This is a genomic window from Exiguobacterium sp. NPDC077395, assembly GCF_050269125.1.
In the GTDB taxonomy this organism is placed as follows: domain Bacteria; phylum Bacillota; class Bacilli; order Exiguobacteriales; family Exiguobacteriaceae; genus Exiguobacterium; species Exiguobacterium aestuarii_A.
Genome location: NZ_JBNNHU010000001.1, coordinates 969,035 through 988,949, shown reverse-complemented (window position 1 = coordinate 988,949; position 19,915 = coordinate 969,035). Strand labels below are relative to the sequence as shown.

At 45.3% G+C, this 19,915-nt stretch carries 16 protein-coding genes and 2 tRNA genes; 3 read left to right on the top strand and 15 right to left on the bottom strand.

The window, feature by feature from the left end; translation table 11 throughout:
• Nucleotides 1-45: 45 nt before the first annotated feature.
• From ACQKD4_RS04995 to ACQKD4_RS04935, 13 genes are all read right to left on the bottom strand, one after another.
• On the bottom strand, nt 46-2,247 hold the full coding sequence (locus ACQKD4_RS04995; protein ID WP_427372626.1) for a 1,4-alpha-glucan branching protein domain-containing protein: 2,202 nt from the start codon (nt 2,245-2,247) through the stop codon (nt 46-48).
• 15 nt (nt 2,248-2,262) lie between these two features.
• On the bottom strand, nt 2,263-3,015 hold the full coding sequence (locus ACQKD4_RS04990; RefSeq protein ID WP_427372625.1) for a DUF4912 domain-containing protein: 753 nt from the start codon (nt 3,013-3,015) through the stop codon (nt 2,263-2,265).
• Between the two features lie 115 nt (nt 3,016-3,130).
• Nucleotides 3,131-3,793, bottom strand: a complete 663-nt coding sequence (gene phoU, locus ACQKD4_RS04985) for a phosphate signaling complex protein PhoU (protein ID WP_274664794.1) — start codon at nt 3,791-3,793, stop codon at nt 3,131-3,133.
• 16 nt (nt 3,794-3,809) lie between these two features.
• On the bottom strand, nt 3,810-4,571 hold the full coding sequence (gene pstB / locus ACQKD4_RS04980) for a phosphate ABC transporter ATP-binding protein PstB (RefSeq protein ID WP_224862754.1): 762 nt from the start codon (nt 4,569-4,571) through the stop codon (nt 3,810-3,812).
• Between the two features lie 110 nt (nt 4,572-4,681).
• Nucleotides 4,682-5,593 carry a phosphate ABC transporter permease PstA gene (pstA, locus tag ACQKD4_RS04975; protein ID WP_427372624.1) on the bottom strand — a complete coding sequence of 304 codons (912 nt, stop codon included), beginning with the start codon at nt 5,591-5,593 and terminating at the stop codon, nt 4,682-4,684.
• 1 nt (nt 5,594) lies between these two features.
• Nucleotides 5,595-6,539, bottom strand: a complete 945-nt coding sequence (gene pstC, locus ACQKD4_RS04970; RefSeq protein ID WP_074033335.1) for a phosphate ABC transporter permease subunit PstC — start codon at nt 6,537-6,539, stop codon at nt 5,595-5,597.
• A gap of 83 nt (nt 6,540-6,622) precedes the next feature.
• The gene (locus ACQKD4_RS04965) at nt 6,623-7,558 is read right to left on the bottom strand and encodes a PstS family phosphate ABC transporter substrate-binding protein (protein ID WP_427372622.1); all 936 of its coding nucleotides are present in this window, start codon (nt 7,556-7,558) and stop codon (nt 6,623-6,625) included.
• 153 nt (nt 7,559-7,711) lie between these two features.
• Entirely contained in the window at nt 7,712-9,775 is a 2,064-nt protein-coding gene (locus ACQKD4_RS04960; protein WP_427372621.1) for a peptidoglycan D,D-transpeptidase FtsI family protein, read from the bottom strand.
• A gap of 156 nt (nt 9,776-9,931) precedes the next feature.
• On the bottom strand, nt 9,932-10,540 hold the full coding sequence (locus ACQKD4_RS04955) for a superoxide dismutase (protein ID WP_074033338.1): 609 nt from the start codon (nt 10,538-10,540) through the stop codon (nt 9,932-9,934).
• An 85-nt stretch (nt 10,541-10,625) separates the two neighbouring features.
• Nucleotides 10,626-12,098, bottom strand: coding sequence for an alpha-amylase (locus tag ACQKD4_RS04950; protein ID WP_427372620.1), 1,473 nt, complete (start codon nt 12,096-12,098; stop codon nt 10,626-10,628).
• 113 nt (nt 12,099-12,211) lie between these two features.
• Nucleotides 12,212-12,285 (bottom strand) — tRNA-Ile (locus ACQKD4_RS04945).
• A gap of 7 nt (nt 12,286-12,292) precedes the next feature.
• Nucleotides 12,293-12,366 (bottom strand) — tRNA-Met (locus ACQKD4_RS04940).
• A gap of 107 nt (nt 12,367-12,473) precedes the next feature.
• Nucleotides 12,474-14,117, bottom strand: coding sequence for a Na/Pi cotransporter family protein (locus ACQKD4_RS04935; protein ID WP_214693048.1), 1,644 nt, complete (start codon nt 14,115-14,117; stop codon nt 12,474-12,476).
• A gap of 180 nt (nt 14,118-14,297) precedes the next feature.
• Between ACQKD4_RS04935 and ACQKD4_RS04930 the strand changes: the two genes are divergently transcribed.
• Nucleotides 14,298-14,756: a hypothetical protein gene (locus ACQKD4_RS04930; protein WP_214693050.1), complete on the top strand. Its 459-nt coding sequence runs from the start codon at nt 14,298-14,300 to the stop codon at nt 14,754-14,756.
• A gap of 17 nt (nt 14,757-14,773) precedes the next feature.
• On the opposite strand, the gene ACQKD4_RS04925 is transcribed toward ACQKD4_RS04930, so the two are convergent.
• Nucleotides 14,774-16,474: a methyl-accepting chemotaxis protein gene (locus ACQKD4_RS04925; protein ID WP_427372619.1), complete on the bottom strand. Its 1,701-nt coding sequence runs from the start codon at nt 16,472-16,474 to the stop codon at nt 14,774-14,776.
• Between the two features lie 213 nt (nt 16,475-16,687).
• On the opposite strand from ACQKD4_RS04925, the gene ispG reads away from it, so the two are divergent.
• Nucleotides 16,688-17,809 (top strand): flavodoxin-dependent (E)-4-hydroxy-3-methylbut-2-enyl-diphosphate synthase, encoded by a 1,122-nt coding sequence (ispG, locus tag ACQKD4_RS04920; RefSeq protein WP_074033343.1) that lies wholly within the window; start codon nt 16,688-16,690, stop codon nt 17,807-17,809.
• Nucleotides 17,810-17,885: 76 nt separating this feature from the next.
• On the top strand, nt 17,886-18,470 hold the full coding sequence (locus ACQKD4_RS04915) for a hypothetical protein (RefSeq protein WP_274665455.1): 585 nt from the start codon (nt 17,886-17,888) through the stop codon (nt 18,468-18,470).
• Between the two features lie 39 nt (nt 18,471-18,509).
• On the opposite strand, the gene ACQKD4_RS04910 is transcribed toward ACQKD4_RS04915, so the two are convergent.
• Nucleotides 18,510-19,898 carry an NAD(P)H-hydrate dehydratase gene (locus tag ACQKD4_RS04910; RefSeq protein WP_427372617.1) on the bottom strand — a complete coding sequence of 463 codons (1,389 nt, stop codon included), beginning with the start codon at nt 19,896-19,898 and terminating at the stop codon, nt 18,510-18,512.
• Between the last annotated feature and the right edge of the window lie 17 nt (nt 19,899-19,915).

Genomic DNA, 19,915 nt, shown 5'->3' with positions numbered 1-19,915 from the left:
AAGCATACTCAATTATCCTACCAAGTTTCTTATGAAAAAGCAAGGTTATTTCACGTTCTTTTTCATTGATTCCTGTCCGTATGGAGAAGATTCAAGAGGTAGGCATGTGTTGACATTCTCGCTTACTTTATACCATTGTTTCAGGTCGTTCATCGAGAGCTCTTCGCCGACATAGACGTACTCCGCTGACGAGAACACACTGTTTTCAATACGATGGATTGCATCGAATAAACCACCGTGCCCGTGCGGGTTCCGTGTCGCTTCAAAGGACAACATAGTTGAGTATAACGGAAGCGCAAGTGATTGCGCAAGTTCTCTTGCAGCAGGAATCGTCATCCAATCAAAATGATGAATCACTTTGAATGATACCCGTTTCGAAAGTTCATGAACGAGTTTGACATACGCAATATTTTGCGTGGCAACCTGATTCATGACGTGCTCTAAAAATGGACTAGTCGGACGAACTCGATACACATGAACGTTTCCGTGTCGTTCGTATTCCGGCAACTCATCGTGATACGGCGTCAGCACATAGACGGTTTCTCCCTCATTTGCTCTCGCCTCCACTTCCTCGACGACACGATGACCAAGTCCACCGACGATATGACCGTGATATTCGGGTGTCAGCATAAGAATTGCTGACTCTTCTGCATCTCGTTCAGTCGTCACGTAATAGTCGTGCGGGGAGAGGAATGAATCGACATCAAGGTCTTCGTCTTGTAGGAATGGATACGCCGCATAATGATCATCGAGCAACTTGTTCGAGACAGTGCCTTGATAAAGCGCCGTTTCAAGTTCTGCGAAGAGACGTGTATGCTCCCTGAAGCGTTCAGCCGCATACTGTGCTGTCGTTTGCCCATCTAAGATAAACGCCCAGTCACTCGATACAGCCAACACATAATGGCGAATCAATTGTTTTAAGGCACGATTCGTCAAATCCGATTGATCACGATAATCTGCTATGTCTTTGACAAGTTGCATCTCCATCATGTGCAGGTGACGGAGCATCCATTCATTTCGTTCATTGATCCAAACTTCACCGTAGCCTTTTCGTCCCCATGTGTTCATGGAAACATGGACGGTTTGTAAATCTTTGAAGTGACGCTCAAGGAAGATTGCTGGCGTGATCGTTTCGATTCCAAATTCTTCGAGCCGCTCTGCGACTTTCCCAAGAAATTCAGGACCTTCAAACCACCAGTGGCCAAACAATTCCGCGTCAAACGGTGCTGTGACCAAGAACGGTGGGAATGTTTGTCCGCCATGTGCCTCCAGGTGCCCTTCTAACGTTTGAGCGAAGTCTGTCGCATGGTTCTCGATTTGATGTTCAGCCCACTCACGTACATAAAAGTCTTTTTGATCGGTGTCACCTGTGATGCGGTGCATTTTTAATCCTGTGTCGAATCGAATGCCTTCCGGATGCATGAACGATTGAATGTAGTCCCAATCTCGGTCGTAGGCCAAATCTCGATAAAACTCTCGATAGTCAGGGTGACCTGGATATCCAATCATCGAACTCCAGATTTTACCCGAGATGATTTGGTCTCGTGGGAACAATGCGACACCGTGTGGAGAATAGACCGGAGCACCAATGCCTTTTTCAGGAGTCGGGTCCGCATCGAGCAATGCATGTTCATCGACAAAGGTGTATCGGATTCCTTCCTCGTAGAGAATTCGGTCCACGCCTGGTGTATACGCACACTCTGGCAACCAAATCCCTGTCGGACGGAACCCGTAGTGACGTTCGAAACAGTTGAGACCTGTCCGAATTTCAGCCCGTGCCGCCTGCTCCGTGAAGAGATGTGGGTTGAAGCCGTGGGTCGCCGTACAAGTCACCATGTCAATATATCCCGCTTCACGATATGTACGAAACGCTTCATTCAAGTTTTTATTCCAATGAAGGAACGTATTTTTCAAGTCGTGATAACGCTGTTCATAGAAATGTAGCGTCGACGTCTCCTCATCCGTTCTTCCCTCTGAGAGTTCTAACGCAATCAATTCGAGCATCTCATCGATGTGCTCGACATATCGGTCTTGGATGAGCGGGTCAGCGAGCATTTCTACCACTGGTGGCGAAATACTGACTGTCCAATGCAATGGCCGCTTCAAGCAGTCAACTTGCCAAAGGATTGGAATATACGTTTCTGAGATGGCTTCATACACCCATCTTTCTTCTAATCGGTGCTTCTCTTCATGCCTAACGTACGGTAAATGAGCATGAAGGACGAGTGAAAAGTATCCTGGTTTCATGTAAAAATGTCCTCCTTAACGTACGTGACGGTATGCCGCATATTTTGGTAATGTATCTAACAACTCAGGAGAATCTACTTCCCCGTACTGCCAACGTCTCACCGGTTCCGCAAAACGTCCGATGCCGGCTGGTTCTGCACGCGGTGTATCAAGCGGTGCTGATGCCACGATTGGTAAAAATTCTCCCTCCATCGTGCGTATCCCGAATTCGAACACATATGTCGTATTCGGATCGAGAGGACGAACGAACCAACTATTCGTCATTTCAGGTAGGTCGAACGTATATGAACGATTTGCATGACCGCTCGCATAATCCAATAAGGTTACGTCTAAAATACGGAATGCTTTCGGTAGCTCTTCCCATCGTCTCATAAACTGAAGCTCTAACGTCTCTTTGACCAAATCAGACACTTCCCAGCACACATAAACCGAGTTCGGTGATTGTACGACTGCATGTAAAAAGTCTACGTTGTATCGGTCTGGCAACTGCCAGTATCCTTCTGGTCCTTTCGCAAGAAGTGGCGATACGTTCACATCACTCGTTTCTTTCGCTGTGGCAACTTGTTTACGCGAAGTGGCTCCTGGTGCTTTCGCTTTAGCTTTCTTATTGCTCTTTTGTTTCACAGGGACAACTTCCTCCAACTCTTGTTGCTGATTTCTCCATTTGCGCCATGCGTATTGGACTTTGCCAATCGGGACGTCTAGTTCTGCCGCAATCTGTTTCAACGTAAGTCCTTGTTGCTTCAAGGATACGATTTTCTCTTCCATCTCTGTATGGCTCCCTTCATGTAAAAATCCATGTAGACTAGTATTCGCTCATTCTTTATGAATTCCTGCCCAAAAAAATAAAGAACAACAGCACTGTTGTTCTTTACCACTAATCTTATTGATTCAAATCATAATGTTTCCCTTTTTCAAGGAAAATTAAATGTTCTCCGAAGTTTGTCACGTGATCGCCCATCCGCTCGAGATATCTAGCGATGTTTGAGAACTCGTATACATCGTTCGTTCCGACCGTCATTGCCGGAAGGGAACCGATGTATTGTTTAATCACCGTTAGATTGATTTCATCAATTACACGGTCCATTTCATTGAGTTCACGGACACGACTCACTTCTCCTTTACGATACGCACGTGTCGCCAACTCGAGCATGTCAATCAACTGTTCAGCCATCTGCTTGAGTGGTTGAATGTCATGTAAATAAGGAACATGTTCAATTCGCGTCACAGCTTTGGCGATGTTCGTCGCGTAATCCGCAATGCGTTCTAAGTCTGTCGCCGATTTCATCGTCACAATCAGACGACGTAAGTCAGTCGCAACTGGCTGTTGCTTTGCAATCAATAAAATCGCTTCGTCGTTGATTGCTAACTCTAAATCATCAAGTTCGTTATCGTTGTCGATTACCGTTTTTGCTAATTCAAGATCATGTTTTTCTAACACTTCGATTGCCGTCGCCGTTTGTCGCATCGTCAAGTTTGCTAAACGGACTACTTTATCTTCTAATTCAGTTAATTTCGTATCAAAAAATGTGCGATTTTGTGCCATCAATCTAGTCTCCTCCTTAACCGAAACGGCCAGAAATATAGTCTTCCGTCCGTTTGTCAGATGGATTCGAGAAAATCTTATCTGTTACATCGAACTCGACAACTTCTCCATTTAAGAAGAAGGCCGTTTTATCCGAAACACGGGCAGCTTGTTGCATGTTATGCGTGACGATGATGATCGAGTATTGCTCTTTCAACTCTTGAACGAGTTCTTCCACTTTCAGCGTTGAAATCGGGTCAAGGGCAGATGTCGGTTCATCCATCAAGATGACGTCAGGTTCGATTGCTAGCGTACGAGCGATACAGAGACGTTGTTGCTGTCCACCAGAAAGTCCGTACGCGTTTTCGTTCAGACGATCTTTCACTTCATCCCAAATGGCAGCGCCACGAAGTGAGCGCTCGACAATCTCATCGAGTACTTTTTTATTTTTGATGCCATGCGTACGAGGGCCGTACGCTACGTTATCATATACTGATTTCGGGAACGGGTTTGGTTGTTGGAATACCATTCCGACCGATGTACGTAAATCTTCTACTTTATATCCACGATCGAAGATGTTCCGACCATGATACAAGATTTCACCATTCGTCCGAACAGATGGAACGAGTTCTACCATACGATTCAACGTTTTAATGAATGTTGATTTCCCGCACCCTGATGGTCCGATGATGGCAGTAACTTCATTCTTTTTAATATCGAGGTTGACGTCAATCAAAGCTTGATCTTCGCCGTACCATAGGTTCAAATTGTTGACGACATAAGCGCTATCTTTTTTCATCTCAGTAGTTGTCGGTTCTGTCGTTGTTGTGTTCACGTTTTGATCTCCTTTATTGAGCTCTTGTTGTTTCATCATCTCGAGCTTCCTCCTCATTCATCTGCAAAAACGACTCAATGTCGGTTCGTATATTTGTTTCGGATATAAATTGCTACAGAGTTCATCGCAATGAGCATCGTCATGAGTACGATGATTCCTGCCGCGGCCAAGTTTTGGAATTCTGCTTGCGGTCGGCTCGTCCAGTTATAAATCTGGATTGGGAGCGCCGTAAAGTCAGAGAAAATACTGCTTGGTGTTGTTGAAATAAATGTTGCTGCGCCGACCATGATCAACGGTGCTGTTTCACCAATTGCACGAGACACGGCTAGAATGATTCCTGTGATAATCCCAGGAATCGCTGACGGTAAGACGACATTGAACGTGGTCTGCCATTTTGAAGCACCTAGCGCTAAAGAAGCGTGTCGTAACTCCATTTTGACTGCCCGTAATGCTTCTTGTGAGGCTACGATGACAATCGGTAAACTCATGAGTCCGAGCGTTAACGCACCTGCCATAACCGAGTTGCCTAATTCCATCACGCGGACGAATATCGTTAATCCGAGCAATCCGAAAACGATTGAAGGAACACCGGCTAAGTTCGAAATATTGACTTCGATAAATGAAGTCATGCGATTCTTCGGTGCGTACTCTTCTAGGTAGATGGCTGCACCGACACCGATGACGAACACCATTGGCACGATTAGAAACATCAACCATAACGATCCGATTAGCGCAGGATATAATCCTGCCTGCTCGGGACGACGTGACGGGAAGTTACGTAAGAAATCGAGATCGACCCAGCCCGCCCCTTTTGAGACGATGTCATAAATCAATGTCGACAAGACGACTAATGCAAAGACGAGTCCCGCCAAAAAGACATATTTGAAAATTTCATTCAGTTGTAAACGGCGTTTGATTCGTTCAGACACCGTTTCACGATCCATCAGGTTCTTCGTATTCTTGAACTCACTGTTCGGTAAAGCCATATTAGTACTCCTCTCTGAAGCGGCGCGTCACCCAGTTTGCGAACAAGTTCATCAATAGAGTGAAGACGAACAATAACGCACCAACCGCATAGATACTGTAATATTCGATTGTGCCGTAACCTGCATCACCTTTTGCGATTTGAACGATGTATGCTGTCATCGTCTGAATCGCATTAAGCGGATTGAACTCGAAGTTCGGTTGCGACCCACCCGCAATCGTTACAATCATCGTCTCCCCAATCGCACGGCTCATCCCGAGAACGATTGAAGCAATGATTCCAGACGTCGCTGCCGGCATAACGACCTTCGTCGCCACTTCAAGACGCGTTGCACCTAGACCGAGCGCACCATCTCGAATTTTCTTCGGCACCGCACTCATCGCATCCTCAGAAATCGAAGCAATCATCGGAATAATCATGATCCCGACGACAATACCAGGACTAAGCGCATTGTAAATTTGAAGTCCTGGAATCAACGCTTGCAAAATCGGAGTGATGAATGACAATGCGAAGAACCCGAATACGATGGTCGGTACACCTGCCAACACTTCTAAGATCGGCTTTAATACACGACGCGCGCGCTCCGAAGCATACTCACTCAAATAAATCGCAGACGCCAATCCAAGCGGTACGGCAACGATCATCGCAATCACAGTAATTTGGAGTGTTCCCATCACAAGGGCCCATACCCCGAAGCGCTGGTCTGCACTAAGCGGGTACCATTCTGTCGTTCCTAAAAATTCAGCGACAGGCACTCGTTCAAAGAACTTAAATAGCTCAAAGCCAAGTGTGAACGCAATACCGATTGTCGTGACGACCGATACGAATGCGCTCAAGAATAATAAGAACGGCATGATTTTATCAAACACGTTCGTCGTACTATATTTTTTTTGTTTATTTTGTTGAATCATCTCTCGAATCGAGAGCTCTTTGTTTGGTTCATTCATCTCGTGTATCGCTCCCTACCTCTTCATACTAGAAAGCATGGCGAGAAGGTGAGAGTTACCCTCACCTTCTGCCACGTATCATTTTATTCTCCAGCGATCTCATCGATCATCTTCATGTTTTCATCGTAACGCGCTTGCTCCATTTTTACGTAACCAACCTCTTCAGAAAGGTCAGCTGCATTTTCGTTCATGAAGCGTGCGAAGTCAGCTACTTGCTCTTTGTCTTTCAACGAAGCGTTGTTGACATACGTATAAATTTCACGTGAGAGCGGGTAAGACAAATCGTTGATTGTGTCATGTGTTGGCTCTACTCCTTCAACATTCAAGGCACGAAGTGTGTCTTGGTTCTCGAGGTAGTAAGCGAATCCGAAGAATCCGATTGCACCCTCTGTCCCAGCTACACCTGTTACGAGTACGTTGTCATCTTCAGACAATTGTGCGTCTTGACGAATATCTGTCTCATCAAGAACTTTCTCGTCGAAGAAATCGTACGTACCTGAATCTTTTCCTGGTGCGAAGAATGAGATTTCTTCATCTGGCCAGTCCGAACGAACATCCTTCCACGTTTTCACGCTTGTATCTGTCCACATTTTATTCAATTCTTCAATCGTGATATCTTGAGCCCAATCGTTCGCTGGGTTCACAACGAGTGAAAGACCATCAAGTGCGACTGAGAGTTGTGTAAATTCCACACCATTTTTCTCAGCTTCAGCTGCTTCTTCTTCTTTGATTTCACGTGATGCGTTCGAGAAGTCTGTCTCTCCCGTCACGAAGCGTTTGAAGCCACCACCCGTACCAGAGACACCGACTGTCACTTCAACTTCTGGTTGTTCAGCTGAATACTCTTCTGCGACTGCTTCCATGATTGGGAATACAGTTGATGATCCGTCCATGACGACTTTTCCTGAGAGCGCATCGCTTTCAGCAGCGCCACCTTCTTCATTGTTCCCACAGGCTGCACCTACGAGTGCGACCGAAGTGATTGAAGCGAGTAAAGCTGATTTTTTCATCCAAGACATTTGTGACGTCCTCCTTGAGTTTGCTTTGATTTTTGTTGTGGATCTGTTGTTCTGTCCTACAATTAATATCCTAATGAACTTCTATTAACGAGAAATAAACGGAACGTAAAAGAATTGTAAAGACAAAAAAAGAAGCCACCGAAGTGACTCCTTTCATTGAAGCATTGCATTCACATCTTCTAAGTTAAAGTAAGCTTTCATAATATCGTGCGCGACCCGCGTGTTGATTCCTTCCGCCTCAAGTCCAGGCATGATAATTGCCCATGCGATTTCAGGATCATCAAATGGCGCCCAACCTACGTGGTTCGAGTTAAGCGTCTTTATTGGTTCCCCTTTTGCATTACGTTTCGCCTGACCGTCTGCACCTTCAGCAATTGCCTGTGCCGTTCCTGTCTTACCGGCCGCAGTCATCCCGGTCTGTTGCAAAATCCGAGATGAACCAGATGAAGATTCAACCCCTTGACGATATCCTTCACGAACCCGCTCAATATACTCGTCTTGAATATCGACTTTATTTAACGCGTTCGGTTGGAACGTGCTGACGACTTGTTTCTTATTTTCATCGAGCGAACCTGGCTCAATAATTTCTTTTAGTAAATGTGGCTGAATGCGATAACCGCCATTCGCTAAGGTAGACGTATATTGTGCCAATTGAATCGGCGTGTACGAGATATACTGTCCGATCGACATATCCATGAGGAGCGTGACACGGTCGGGAACGCTACGGAATCCGATCGACTCGAACGGTAAATCAATTCCCGTCTCGATTCCGAGTCCGAACTGTTTATAGTAATGTTCCATCGTTTCAAATGCCTGTGTGACGTTTTCCCCGACAATTTGTCCGGTCGAATAATAGTCAGCCAAACGTAACGCGATTTGGAACATATAAATGTTTGATGACATCGCAAGTGCATCTAAATCGTTAATGTTCCCCATATTACGGTAAGAGGCTTTGGTCGACGATCCGATTCGAATCGGTGCGTCATAAATATATTCTCCTGGCTCGACGACACCTTCTTCGAATCCATAAGCGACCGTCGCCCCTTTGATGGTTGAACCGATTTGGCTGGCACGGAGCACAGTACCTGTCGAGACATCTTTGAATTCGTTTGTCTCTAAATCAAGCTCCTGACCTGACAAGGCGAGGAGTTCACCCGTCTGCGGGTTCATGACAACAGCAAACGCTCGGTCGAAATGAGGACTTCCCGAACGTCCTGCACGAATCGCTTTTTTCAAAATCTCGTCGACTTCTTTTTGGAATTCGATGTCAGTCGACAACACAATATCTTTACCCGGGTTCCCGCTCACGCGAGTCGGTTCCCCGACCGGTTCACCTTTATACGTCGTGAAGACATCGTATGCAGGCGTCCCGCGAAGGACATCTTCATATTGTTGCTCCAAGTAGGACGTCCCGACACGGTCGTTCAATCCATACCCTTTCGCCTGATAAGAAGCTCGTTGTTCGGCCGGGATTTGACGATAGCTTCCTAGGAAACTCTTGAACGTCTCATCGAACGGATAGTCCCGTTGATAGTATGGTTCGACGCTCACGCCTGGCAACATTTCTAAGTTTTCTTCAATGACCGCCATCTCTTTCGGGCTTGCGCCGATTTTGATGACTTGTGGGTCGAGCGCATAGCCGCTCTCCATATTATGTTTGATTGCGATGATTTCTTCTGTCGCATCATCGAACGTGATCTCTTCTTCTGTGATGGAGTCGAGTAGGAGCCGGTCTACATCTTGGTTGGACAAGGCAGCCCGCTCATCTTCCGGTAACTCCTCCAACAATGCTTGTGTACGTTCTTGTGCGAGTTCTGGATTTGTTGCAATCCAGTAATCTTTACGGTCACGTTCCGTCATTTTGCGATCTTCTTTCGGAATATCGACGATTTCCGACAACTTTTTGGCGACATCTAAGCGTTCATCCGCTTTCGTCACCTGCGAACGACGGTACATGATCGAGTAGTTTGAAATCGTATCCGCGAGCACTTGACCGTTACGGTCATAAATCTTCCCTCGCGGTACCTCGTATTTAATCTTACTTGACTCAGTTTTTTGTACTTCACGTGCAATCAATTCCCCATTCACGATTTGAACGACGCCTAATCGAAAGATTAAGGTCGCAAATAGAACGAAGACGATGAAAAATAACAAATTTAAACGTAACGGTAAGTGGTTTCGCCGTTTCTTCGGCACTTTCACACGATTTTTTGCCAAGTCCGTTATCTCCTTCCACAATCGATTCCTTCTATAGTATAGCGTACACGGTCATCTACTATTTTGTCCGTTTTTCACTATATCATAATTTGTTTACAAATTAATGAAAGACACAAAAAAACCCGAGACTCTATGAAGAATCTCGGGACAAACGACTTATTTTGCGTCAGCGTACAATTTCGCAACATAATCCCAGTCGATGACGTGGAAGAATGCATTGATGTAGTCAGGACGACGGTTTTGATAGTTCAAGTAGTAAGCGTGCTCCCAAACGTCAAGTCCGAGGATTGGCGTAACGCCTTCCATGATCGGTGAATCTTGGTTTGGTGTAGATGTCACTTCGAGTTTGCCGTTCTTCACGACGAGCCATGCCCATCCTGAACCGAAACGAGTAGTTGCAGCTTTTGTAAACTCGTCTTTGAATGCATCAAAGCTACCGAACGACTCGTCGATTGCAGCAGCGAGATCGCCTGAAGGAGTCCCGTTCTCGTTTTTCTTCAAGAGTTTCCAGAAGAACGAGTGGTTCCAGTGGCCGCCACCATTGTTACGGACAGCAGTTTGAATGTCAGCAGGAAGCGAATCGATTTTTTGAAGCAAGTCTTCGAGTGAAGAGTACTCCACGTCTTTTCCTTCGAGTGCATTGTTTACGTTTGTGACGTAAGTGTTGTGGTGTTTCGTGTGGTGGATTTCCATCGTGCGTGCGTCAATGTGTGGTTCGAGTGCATCATATGCGTAATCAAGTTGTGGTAATTCAAATTTAGCCATTACTAAAATCCCCCTTAAAAAGTGTTTTGAACAACGTTCGTTATAAATGTAACAGATTTGTGACGGTCGACTCAATTGTAATGCTTCACTCTACATCTTCTTCTGGTAACGCCCAGACTGAAATAGATCCCGCCGCCACTTTAAATACCCCAAATCCTTCATCATCAATCTCAATTTTATCTTCACGTGTATTCGTCAAGTCGACCCATGTTTCGCCAGCTCGCTCTTCCCCGACAAACATTTTCTTTTCAGCTTCATCTGAAGTTGAGATGAGAACGGCACATCCTGAACGCTCGATCTCCTCCACACCTTTGCGTACCCAGCCGATAACGTTTGCATCATCAAAGTAATCATCCTGTTCCCCATAAGCCTTTTCCCGACGAGCATAAAGAAGCGTGTCAATGGCGAGCTTCATCCCATCAGTCGGGTGAGGTCCGTCGATGCCGTAGTAATCCCCGTAGAAGACACATGGATAGCCATCTTTACGAAGCAAGACGAGACCGTATGCGATTTGCTTGAACCAATCTTTTACCCACGACTCGAGTGCCTCTTCCGGTTGCGAATCGTGATTGTCTACAAACGTCACTGAATGGAGCGGGTGTGACTGAACGAGCGTATCATCAAAAATGGTACGCATATCGAATGCGGCCCCTTCTTCTGACGCCTGATGTAATTTATAGTGGAGCGGAACATCGAATAAATCGACGTGGTAATCGATGTTATCGAGGAATTCACGGCATGCGTCCAAATCAGACTTCCAAAACTCTCCGACGAAATAGAATTGATCGCCTTTCTCTTCCCGCATCGTTTGACTGAACTCTTTCACGAAATCATAGTTGATATGTTTGATTGCATCCAATCGGAAGCCGTCACATTTCGTTTCCTCAATGAACCATTTACCCCAGTTCAACACTTCTTCCCGAACTTCAGGGTGATGATAATCGATGTTTGCGAACATCAAATAGTCATAGACACCAAATTCATCGTCAACATTGTCGTTCCATCTTTTATTCTCTCCAACTATAAAGAAGATGCCAGAACGGTCTGTCGCCGCATCATAATCCGTTCCATTAAAATGTGTGAAGTCCCATTTGAATGTAGAATACTTTCCATCACGAGCTTCATAATCAAACTTAGTCCATCCTTCGATTTCAAAAGGTTCTTCTGAAAGAACTTTCGTACGATCGTTCGGGTCCACTTCGAGCACCTCGAACTTCTCGGTCGCATCTGCTCCTGCTTTATGATTCATGACGACATCCATATAAATCTGCATCCCGAGTTCTTGCTGACAATAGGCTGTCGCTTCAAGAAGCTCTTTTTTCGTTCCGTATTTCGTGGCAATCGACCCTTTTTGATCGAACTCACCTAAATCATATAAATCATAAATCCCGTAACCCGTATCCTCACCACTTTGACCTTTTGTAACAGGTGGTAACCAAAGCGCCGTAATCCCAGCTTTATTTAAATCTTCCGCTCTCTCTTTTAACCGCTTCCAATGTTTTTGATCCGCTTCGACATGCCATTCAAAAAACTGCATCATGGTGTGATTTCGTTCCATTTTGTCCGCCTCATTTCATATTTTTCAAAAAACAAAATGCTAACGACTATTTACCCACGAATTTTAGATTGAAAACAAAAAAACAACTTTCACAAAATGAAAGTTGTTTAAAATGGACCCTGTAGGACTTGAACCTACGACCGGACGGTTATGAGCCGTCTGCTCTAACCAGCTGAGCTAAGGGTCCTTATAAGTAGCGGCGGAGGGAGTCGAACCCACGACCTCACGGGTATGAACCGTACGCTCTAGCCAGCTGAGCTACACCGCCATGTTGTTATACAGTAATAATATACTGAATATGCTCCATACTGTCAAGGGAAATTCCTTTCCATTGAAAAGAAAAGCACTCCAACACGTAGTTGGAGTGCCTCATCTTTATACCGTCACTTCGTTTGCATCTTCGAGTGTGATTTCCGTGATGTTCATAGCATGGTCACCGATGCGCTCAAGGTTTGAGAGCATGTCGACGAAGAACATACCTGCTTGTCCATCACAAGCACCCGTGTTCAAACGAACAACGTGGTTTTTACGGAATTGACGCTCGAGCATGTCGAGTTTCGCTTCCATTTCGATGACTTTACGTGCTTCGACCATGTCACCGCTCGCTAACGTCTGAAGTGATTTCTCTAACGTTTCGCGTGTGAGGTCATACATTTCAGTCAATTCTTTTTGAGCATCTGCTGAAAGTGTCACTTTCGTAGCAGTCTTATAGTCAATCAACTCAATGATGTTTTCAACGTGGTCACCGATACGTTCGATGTCGTTGATTGCATGCATGAGCGTCTTGTGCTCTTGTGATTCTTGCTCAGTCAAATCAACCGCAGCCAATTTAACGAGGTAATCTGTAATTTTCGCATTCAACGAGTTTAACGCTTCTTCGATATGCGCAGACTTTTCAGAGTGCTTCTTATCTCCTGTTGTCAAATAGTTGCGCGCTTCGTCGAGACCAAGTTTTGCGAAATCTCCCATGCGGATGACTTCGTACTTCGCTTGTTCTACTGCAATCGAAGGAGATTGCTGAATGAAGATTGGGTCCAAGTGCTGTGCTTTCGTATCGACGATTGAATCCTCACCAGGAACCAATTTCGTCACGATCCAAGCAATCGTTCCAATGAACCAGAATTGGACGAATGTGTTGACGACGTTAAACGTTCCGTGAGCAAATGCAATTTGCATCTTGTCTTCAATTGCCAAGAAGTCTGTAATCCAATAAATATAGTTTGTGAACGGAATCAACAAGATCATGAAGATTGTCGTTCCGATTAAGTTAAAGATAACGTGTGCTGCAGCTGCGCGACGTGCGGCAACCGATGCACCGATTGATGCTAAAATGGCAGTGATTGTCGTACCAATGTTGTCACCAAACAATACTGGAAGAGCGGCATCCAAGTCGATTGAACCACCTGCATAGAGTTCTTGTAAAATTCCGATTGTTGCAGAAGATGACTGGACGATAACTGTAAATACTGTACCGACGATGACACCGAGGAACGGATTGTCACTCATTGATTGCGTCAAGTCGATGAAATACTCACTTGAGCGGAGCGGACGCATGCCGTCTCCCATCAACTCAAGACCGTAGAACAATGCACCAAGTCCAAAGATGACTTGTCCAAGATGTTGGTAACGCTCTTTCTTAAAGAAGAAGAGTAAGACTGCACCGATTGCAATCATCGGGAGTGAATACTCACCGACATCGAATCCGATGATAAATGCCGTCACCGTTGTACCGATGTTTGCCCCCATGATGACCCCGATTGCTTGACGGAGTGTCATGAAGCCGGCGCTAACAAGTCCGACCGTAATAACGGTTGTACCTGAAGAAGATTGAATCAATACAGTAACGATAATCCCGGCGAGTACACCAAGGAATGGATTCGTTGTATACTTATCTAGGATGTCGCGCAGGCGATTCCCTGCAGACTTTTGGAGTCCGTCTCCCATCGATTTGATTCCGAAGAGGAAGATCCCTAGACCTCCAAAAAACATGAATAACATTTCTTGCAAATTGTATTCCACGATTTTTGTACTCCTTTTAATTAAGAATTGGTTGGATTTGCTTGGTTTTTAATGCCCTACTCATTATGCCTTCATCGGCATCTTCATGTAAACACGTTTTATGTAAAAGTTTTATTAAAACACTGTACTAATTTTAATGATTTTATGAATGTTGTAATATAACAGATTGGAGTTTTTAGCATGTTGTCCACCATTTTTACATTTATTCGAACGAGCGTAGTGCCGTCAAAACGAGCCCTCCGTCTCCGCCTCGCTCCACTTCACGCCTATATGGGAGCCACTTTTGTGTTGACGTTACTCATTACCGTCTTGGACTTTATTGTGATTCGTCCTGACTTTTTCATTCCAATGTGGCTCTTCTTACACGGATTCGCCATCTTCTTTTTCTATTTAATCTGGGTCGCTTTCATGGCTTTATATGTTCAATTATTTACAAGAGTCTATTCCAAAAACATGTGGGCTTACCGCCAAGCTTGGCCATACGCAGTGTCGATGACACTTGTACCAACAATTTTATTAGTGATTTTGTATCACATGAACTCTTCATTGATTTCGATTGGCTTTGTGATTGGACTTGGATATATCACCTATCCATTAACAAAAGTACCTCAAAAAAAACAACGACGAGCGTCTTCGTGAACGCTCGTCGTTGTTTTTTATTTTGGTGAAAGATCCTCAAGCGTTCGATTTAACGCTTCACTTTGACCTTCTAAGTCTGCGCCCGCAGATCGTAAGGCAGATTGAACGTGGGACCAGCGATCGACTCCCTCGCTCAGCTCTCCTAATTTTTGTTCAAGTAACGAACTGATTTCTCGTAGTTGCTCATTTGATTCGATTAATTGTAAAAGCTGTCTACCTGTGTGTGAGGTATGATCCGTGATGGATTGAAACTCGCCTAGCTGAACTTTGATCTCGTGATCGATCGTTCCAATTCCACTCTCTACTCGTGAAACGGCATCTTTTAATCCATGTACTTGATTGATGAAGTCATGGACTTCCACTAACAAATCCTTTCGCTCCTCGTTCAGCGCTTCGATTGCATGTACCGCGAGCAGTGTCGCTTCATTTGTCATTTTCGCTAAGTTCCCCACCTCACTGGCAACAACAGCAAATCCTTTCCCATGCTCACCCGCCCTTGCCGCTTCAATCGATGCATTAAGCGATAACATCTTTGTGGCTGCCGACACAGAGAGGATACTCTTCAGTGCTTCATCCGCTTTTGACGAGTTGGCTTCGCTTTCGATTAGTCTTTGCTGAATACTCCCTACTTGGTGTTCAACATACTCACTTGCGTTTTTGACAGATGAAAAGGTTTCAAGTTCTTCATGTAAAATGGACTTCAAGCGATTCCCCCGCTCATCGACACTTTCCATTTGACGTCCGAGCATTTCGATTTGTTCGGTCACTTCCTTCATTTTTGATGTAGAGTCGCTCGTTACCATCTGATACGAATCACTCGTATGTTCTACAGTGGTTGCGACTTCTTGAAACTGTTCCACTTGGTGATGACTGTTCATCAATTCTCGTTTAAAGACAGGAAGACTTTGATGGAACGCACTTGCCGTCTTTCCCATCATATCCATTGATTGATTCCATAAATGAATGAATGTATTGAACTCGGTTTCGAGAATATGAATTTCCTTTGATTTTGCTCCGAGTGACACATCATCGAATCGGCGCGATTCTACGGCATAACGCAATGAATTGGCAAGTATACTCAACGGTCTGACTTCGCGCTGAATCAATCGTGTAAATAGGATTGCCATCCCAATCATCGAAATCAATAAGATATAAATGATCAATCGTCGTAGCTCATTCATCGGACCAAGTGTCGATTCTTTCGTTACGACGAGAACATAATCCGCTTTCAACTCAGGAATGGAGATAGATGCCATTAAGTATCGTTCCGTTTCTGTCACTTCCGGTTTCGTCTTCGATGCGACTTTCTCCAAGGTTTCTGTTTTCTCCATCCCTTTTGGTCCACTCAATTGCTCAATAGACTGTCCACGCACTAAAAATTGTGCGGCTTCGAATTCATCCCCCGATAGAATAGAAGCTTGTTGCATATATGTAGATTTCAATGAACGATTTAGCTGCTTCTCGTTTGCAACGTATGCACTGTAGGACGTCTTCACCGATTCTCGCATGACCGTGACTTCCCGTACGAGACGTTGCTCGATTTCTGCGGACAACAATTGTTCAGACTTTAATGCGAACCAACCAAACGTCACGATAAAGACTAGTAAAATAATCGGCATGAGCGTCCATTGGAGGCGGTGTGCCATTTTAAAATGCCGATTCGGTCGATTGTTTTCTCTCATTTCCTTCATTTGATTCCGTTTGAAGCCCCATTTCATATGTTGCCACCTCTTTTTCTATTCTCGCCTTTATATCGGTCTTGAGACGGTGGAAAATTATGAAGTAGATGTTAAGATAACGTTAGAGTTTGTAAAGAGCACACATCCGTTACGCATCCTAGATGCTTTTTCACATTCTTTTCGTTATGATAATGAAGAAACCTTATTTTCTTAAATCGATTGGAATCTTTCCAAAAGAAGGAGATTACGTATATGTCAGAAATTTTGCATCGTTCATTAACTCGTCCGATTCGTGTCGGTAACTTGATTATCGGAGGATCGAACGAAGTCGTCATTCAATCTATGACTACAACAAAAACTCACGACGTCGAGGCGACAGTCGCCGAGATTAAGCGTCTAGAAGAGGCTGGGTGTCAAGTTGTTCGCGTGGCATGTCCAGACGAACGTGCAGCTGACGCACTCGCTGAAATCAAGAGCCGTATTAACATCCCGCTCGTTGTCGATATTCACTTCGACTACAAGCTTGCCCTAAAAGCCATCGAAAGTGGTGTCGATAAAATTCGAATCAACCCAGGTAACATCGGGCGCCGTGAAAAAGTAGAAGCTGTCGTAAACGCCGCGAAGGCAAAAGGAATCCCAATTCGAATCGGTGTCAATGCCGGGTCACTCGAGAAACAATTCCTTGAAAAGTATGGTTACCCGACTGCTCAAGGAATGGTCGAGAGTGCGATGCACCACGTGAAGATTCTCGAAGACCTCGGATTCTACAACACAATCATTTCACTCAAAGCTTCTGACGTGAACTTGGCACTCGAAGCGTATACGCTCGCTGCGAAGACGTTTGATTACCCGCTCCATGTCGGGATCACAGAATCAGGTCCACTTTTCTCTGGTTCACTTAAATCAGCAGCTGGGCTTGGCGCGATCCTCTCACTCGGAATCGGTTCAACGGTTCGTGTCTCTCTTTCAGATGACCCAGTCGAAGAGGTAAAAGTTGCGAAAGAAGTGCTCAAGTCATTTGGTCTTGCAGCAAATGCCGCAACATTAATCTCTTGTCCGACGTGTGGTCGAATCGAAATCGATTTGATCTCGATCGCGAAAGAAGTAGAAGAATATATTCAAAACATTAACGTCAACATTAAAGTTGCTGTTCTCGGTTGCGCGGTAAACGGTCCTGGTGAAGCACGTGAGGCTGACATCGGTATCGCCGGTGCCCGCAATGAAGGTCTTCTTTTCCGCCACGGTAAGATTATCCGTAAAGTTCCTGAAGCCACGATGGTTGAGGAATTGAAAAAAGAAATCGATGCGATTGCTGCTGAGAAGATGGCTGAACGCGAGCGTGAAGAACAAGAGCTTGCTAATCAATCAAATTAATGAATCACTTTACCCGCACGGTTGCAACCGTGCGGGTTTTTGATAGAATAGAGGGCATGTGAGGAGGAGTGATGAGATGCGAATCGGTATTGATTTAGATGGGACCGTAACAGACCCTAGAAGTTGCTTTATATATATGAATGAATCACTTGGTTACTCCATTGACTATCATCGTGCGACAGAGTATGAACTGCATACGTATACCACGATGGAACAGCATGAGTTTTGGAAGTTTATGATTGAAGAAGGACATGAGGAAGCAATCTATCGTCGTTCCCTTCCCCATTCCGATGTATTGGACGTATTATGGAAGTTGAAACAACAACATCACCTTCACTACGTCACTGCAAGAAGCGAGGCGGTTCGACCTGTCACAGAAGAATGGATTACGAGTCACCGACTTCCACTCGATTCGCTCGTGATGACCGGATCACACGATAAAATCAATGTCGTCAAAGACTTGTCACTCGAATTATTCATGGAGGACCGTTATGAGAATGCGGTATCGATCCACGAAGAAACGTCTATCCCCGTCCTATTGTTCGATGCACCTTACAATCGGAAAGTGCTACCTGAAGGTGTGACACGCATCTCAACATGGCGTGAAGCACATCATCAGATTGCGCATATCGAAAAACAAATGGTTCTTAACCAACGCTAAAAGGCACTCCCGTTCAGCTAACGGGAGTGCCTTTTTTAATTAGATGCGGCCAAGTTCTTCAATCACGTCACTTGCGAGTACACTTGCTGGATGAATCGTTTGACTGATCGATTTAGCTGCGAGCGCGTGCCAAAGGACTGCTTGTTCATTTGGTGACCATGCCCCACCTTCTCTCGCCCATAATGCGAGCAAAATTCCTGTCAACACGTCGCCGCTCCCTCCTTTGGCTAAGGCAGAGGCTTCCACTATATTGACCGCGCCTGTTCCGTCAGGTGCCACGATGAGGGTATATGTGCCTTTTAGAATCAAATGGACACGGTGCTGTTTTGCAAATTCGGTAGCAATGGTGAAGCGGTCACTTTCAATTTCTTCAACTGATCGACCTGTCAATTTTGAAAATTCACCAGGGTGCGGCGTGAGGATGAGCGGTCCTCGTGCTTCAAGTCGCTTCGTCGATAGTGCACCCGCGTCAACGATGACGGGGCATGATTGCCGAGTCACTTGTTGCCAAATCAAGTCCAAACCCTCACCTTCCACCATTCCAGGACCGATTGCAATCGCGTCGTATGTTTTTTCTAAGAGATCCGTATGCTGGTCGTACATCGCTTCAGGTAACGTCGGAATGAGAGGACTCGCCTCCCTTGGGATCGAGAGGTTTAACAAGCCAATCCCGGAGCGAAGTGCTGCGCGGCCCGCCATAAATGGGGCTCCGAGGAGATGACGACTTCCCCCAATCAATATGCCGTGCCCATAATCCGTTTTGTGACTGAATCGGTCTCTCTCTAAAAGCGATTGATCAAAATCAGATTCGGTCAATACGTTCCAGTCCGATGTATGCGGGAGCCCGATATCGATTCGTTCGAGCTGCCCATAATAAAGTGCAGTGCGGTTTAAAAAAGCTGTCCGCTTATAGCCATGTAAAGAATAAGTATGGGTCGCCTGAACAGCCAGGCCATCAAACTCACGAGCGTGGTCACTCGGTATACCGGAAGGAATGTCAATCGACAACACCTCTGCCGATTGTTCATTGATCCATTCAATGACGTCTCTCGCTTTTCCTGAAACGGGTCCTGAGAGTCCGACACCGAACAACGCATCAATGATGACGTCCGTAGTAATCGGTTGCTCAATGATGTGAACGAATGATGCCGCATAAGTCGCGTGTGTCGATGCCGCCTCCGATTTACTTTCACCTAGTGGTGACCAAACGCTCACGTTGTGACCTTTCACCGCAAGTTCTCTCGCGACAACCCATCCGTCTCCGCCGTTATTGCCTTTCCCACAAATCACTAGAATTGTTGAAGAGGAATCTATCTGCATCTTCGGCACGATTGCCGAAGCCGCTCGTTCCATCAATACTGCCTCAGGCATCCCGTTTTGACTGGCGGTTTGATCGATCTGTTTGATTTCTTTCGCTGTGTAAATCATCTGACTTCCCCCTTTCG

What these genes read in the sequence shown, in the direction of transcription:
- ACQKD4_RS04995 (WP_427372626.1), bottom strand. Translation starts at nt 2,247, where the DNA reads ATGAAACCAGGATACTTTTCACTCGTCCTTCATGCTCATTTACCGTAC.
- ACQKD4_RS04990 (WP_427372625.1), bottom strand. Translation starts at nt 3,015, where the DNA reads ATGGAAGAGAAAATCGTATCCTTGAAGCAACAAGGACTTACGTTGAAA.
- phoU (WP_274664794.1), bottom strand. Translation starts at nt 3,793, where the DNA reads ATGGCACAAAATCGCACATTTTTTGATACGAAATTAACTGAATTAGAA.
- pstB (WP_224862754.1), bottom strand. Translation starts at nt 4,571, where the DNA reads ATGAAAAAAGATAGCGCTTATGTCGTCAACAATTTGAACCTATGGTAC.
- pstA (WP_427372624.1), bottom strand. Translation starts at nt 5,593, where the DNA reads ATGGCTTTACCGAACAGTGAGTTCAAGAATACGAAGAACCTGATGGAT.
- pstC (WP_074033335.1), bottom strand. Translation starts at nt 6,539, where the DNA reads ATGAATGAACCAAACAAAGAGCTCTCGATTCGAGAGATGATTCAACAA.
- ACQKD4_RS04965 (WP_427372622.1), bottom strand. Translation starts at nt 7,558, where the DNA reads ATGTCTTGGATGAAAAAATCAGCTTTACTCGCTTCAATCACTTCGGTC.
- ACQKD4_RS04955 (WP_074033338.1), bottom strand. Translation starts at nt 10,540, where the DNA reads ATGGCTAAATTTGAATTACCACAACTTGATTACGCATATGATGCACTC.
- ACQKD4_RS04950 (WP_427372620.1), bottom strand. Translation starts at nt 12,098, where the DNA reads ATGGAACGAAATCACACCATGATGCAGTTTTTTGAATGGCATGTCGAA.
- ACQKD4_RS04930 (WP_214693050.1), top strand. Translation starts at nt 14,298, where the DNA reads ATGTTGTCCACCATTTTTACATTTATTCGAACGAGCGTAGTGCCGTCA.
- ACQKD4_RS04925 (WP_427372619.1), bottom strand. Translation starts at nt 16,474, where the DNA reads ATGAAATGGGGCTTCAAACGGAATCAAATGAAGGAAATGAGAGAAAAC.
- ispG (WP_074033343.1), top strand. Translation starts at nt 16,688, where the DNA reads ATGTCAGAAATTTTGCATCGTTCATTAACTCGTCCGATTCGTGTCGGT.
- ACQKD4_RS04915 (WP_274665455.1), top strand. Translation starts at nt 17,886, where the DNA reads ATGCGAATCGGTATTGATTTAGATGGGACCGTAACAGACCCTAGAAGT.
- ACQKD4_RS04910 (WP_427372617.1), bottom strand. Translation starts at nt 19,898, where the DNA reads ATGATTTACACAGCGAAAGAAATCAAACAGATCGATCAAACCGCCAGT.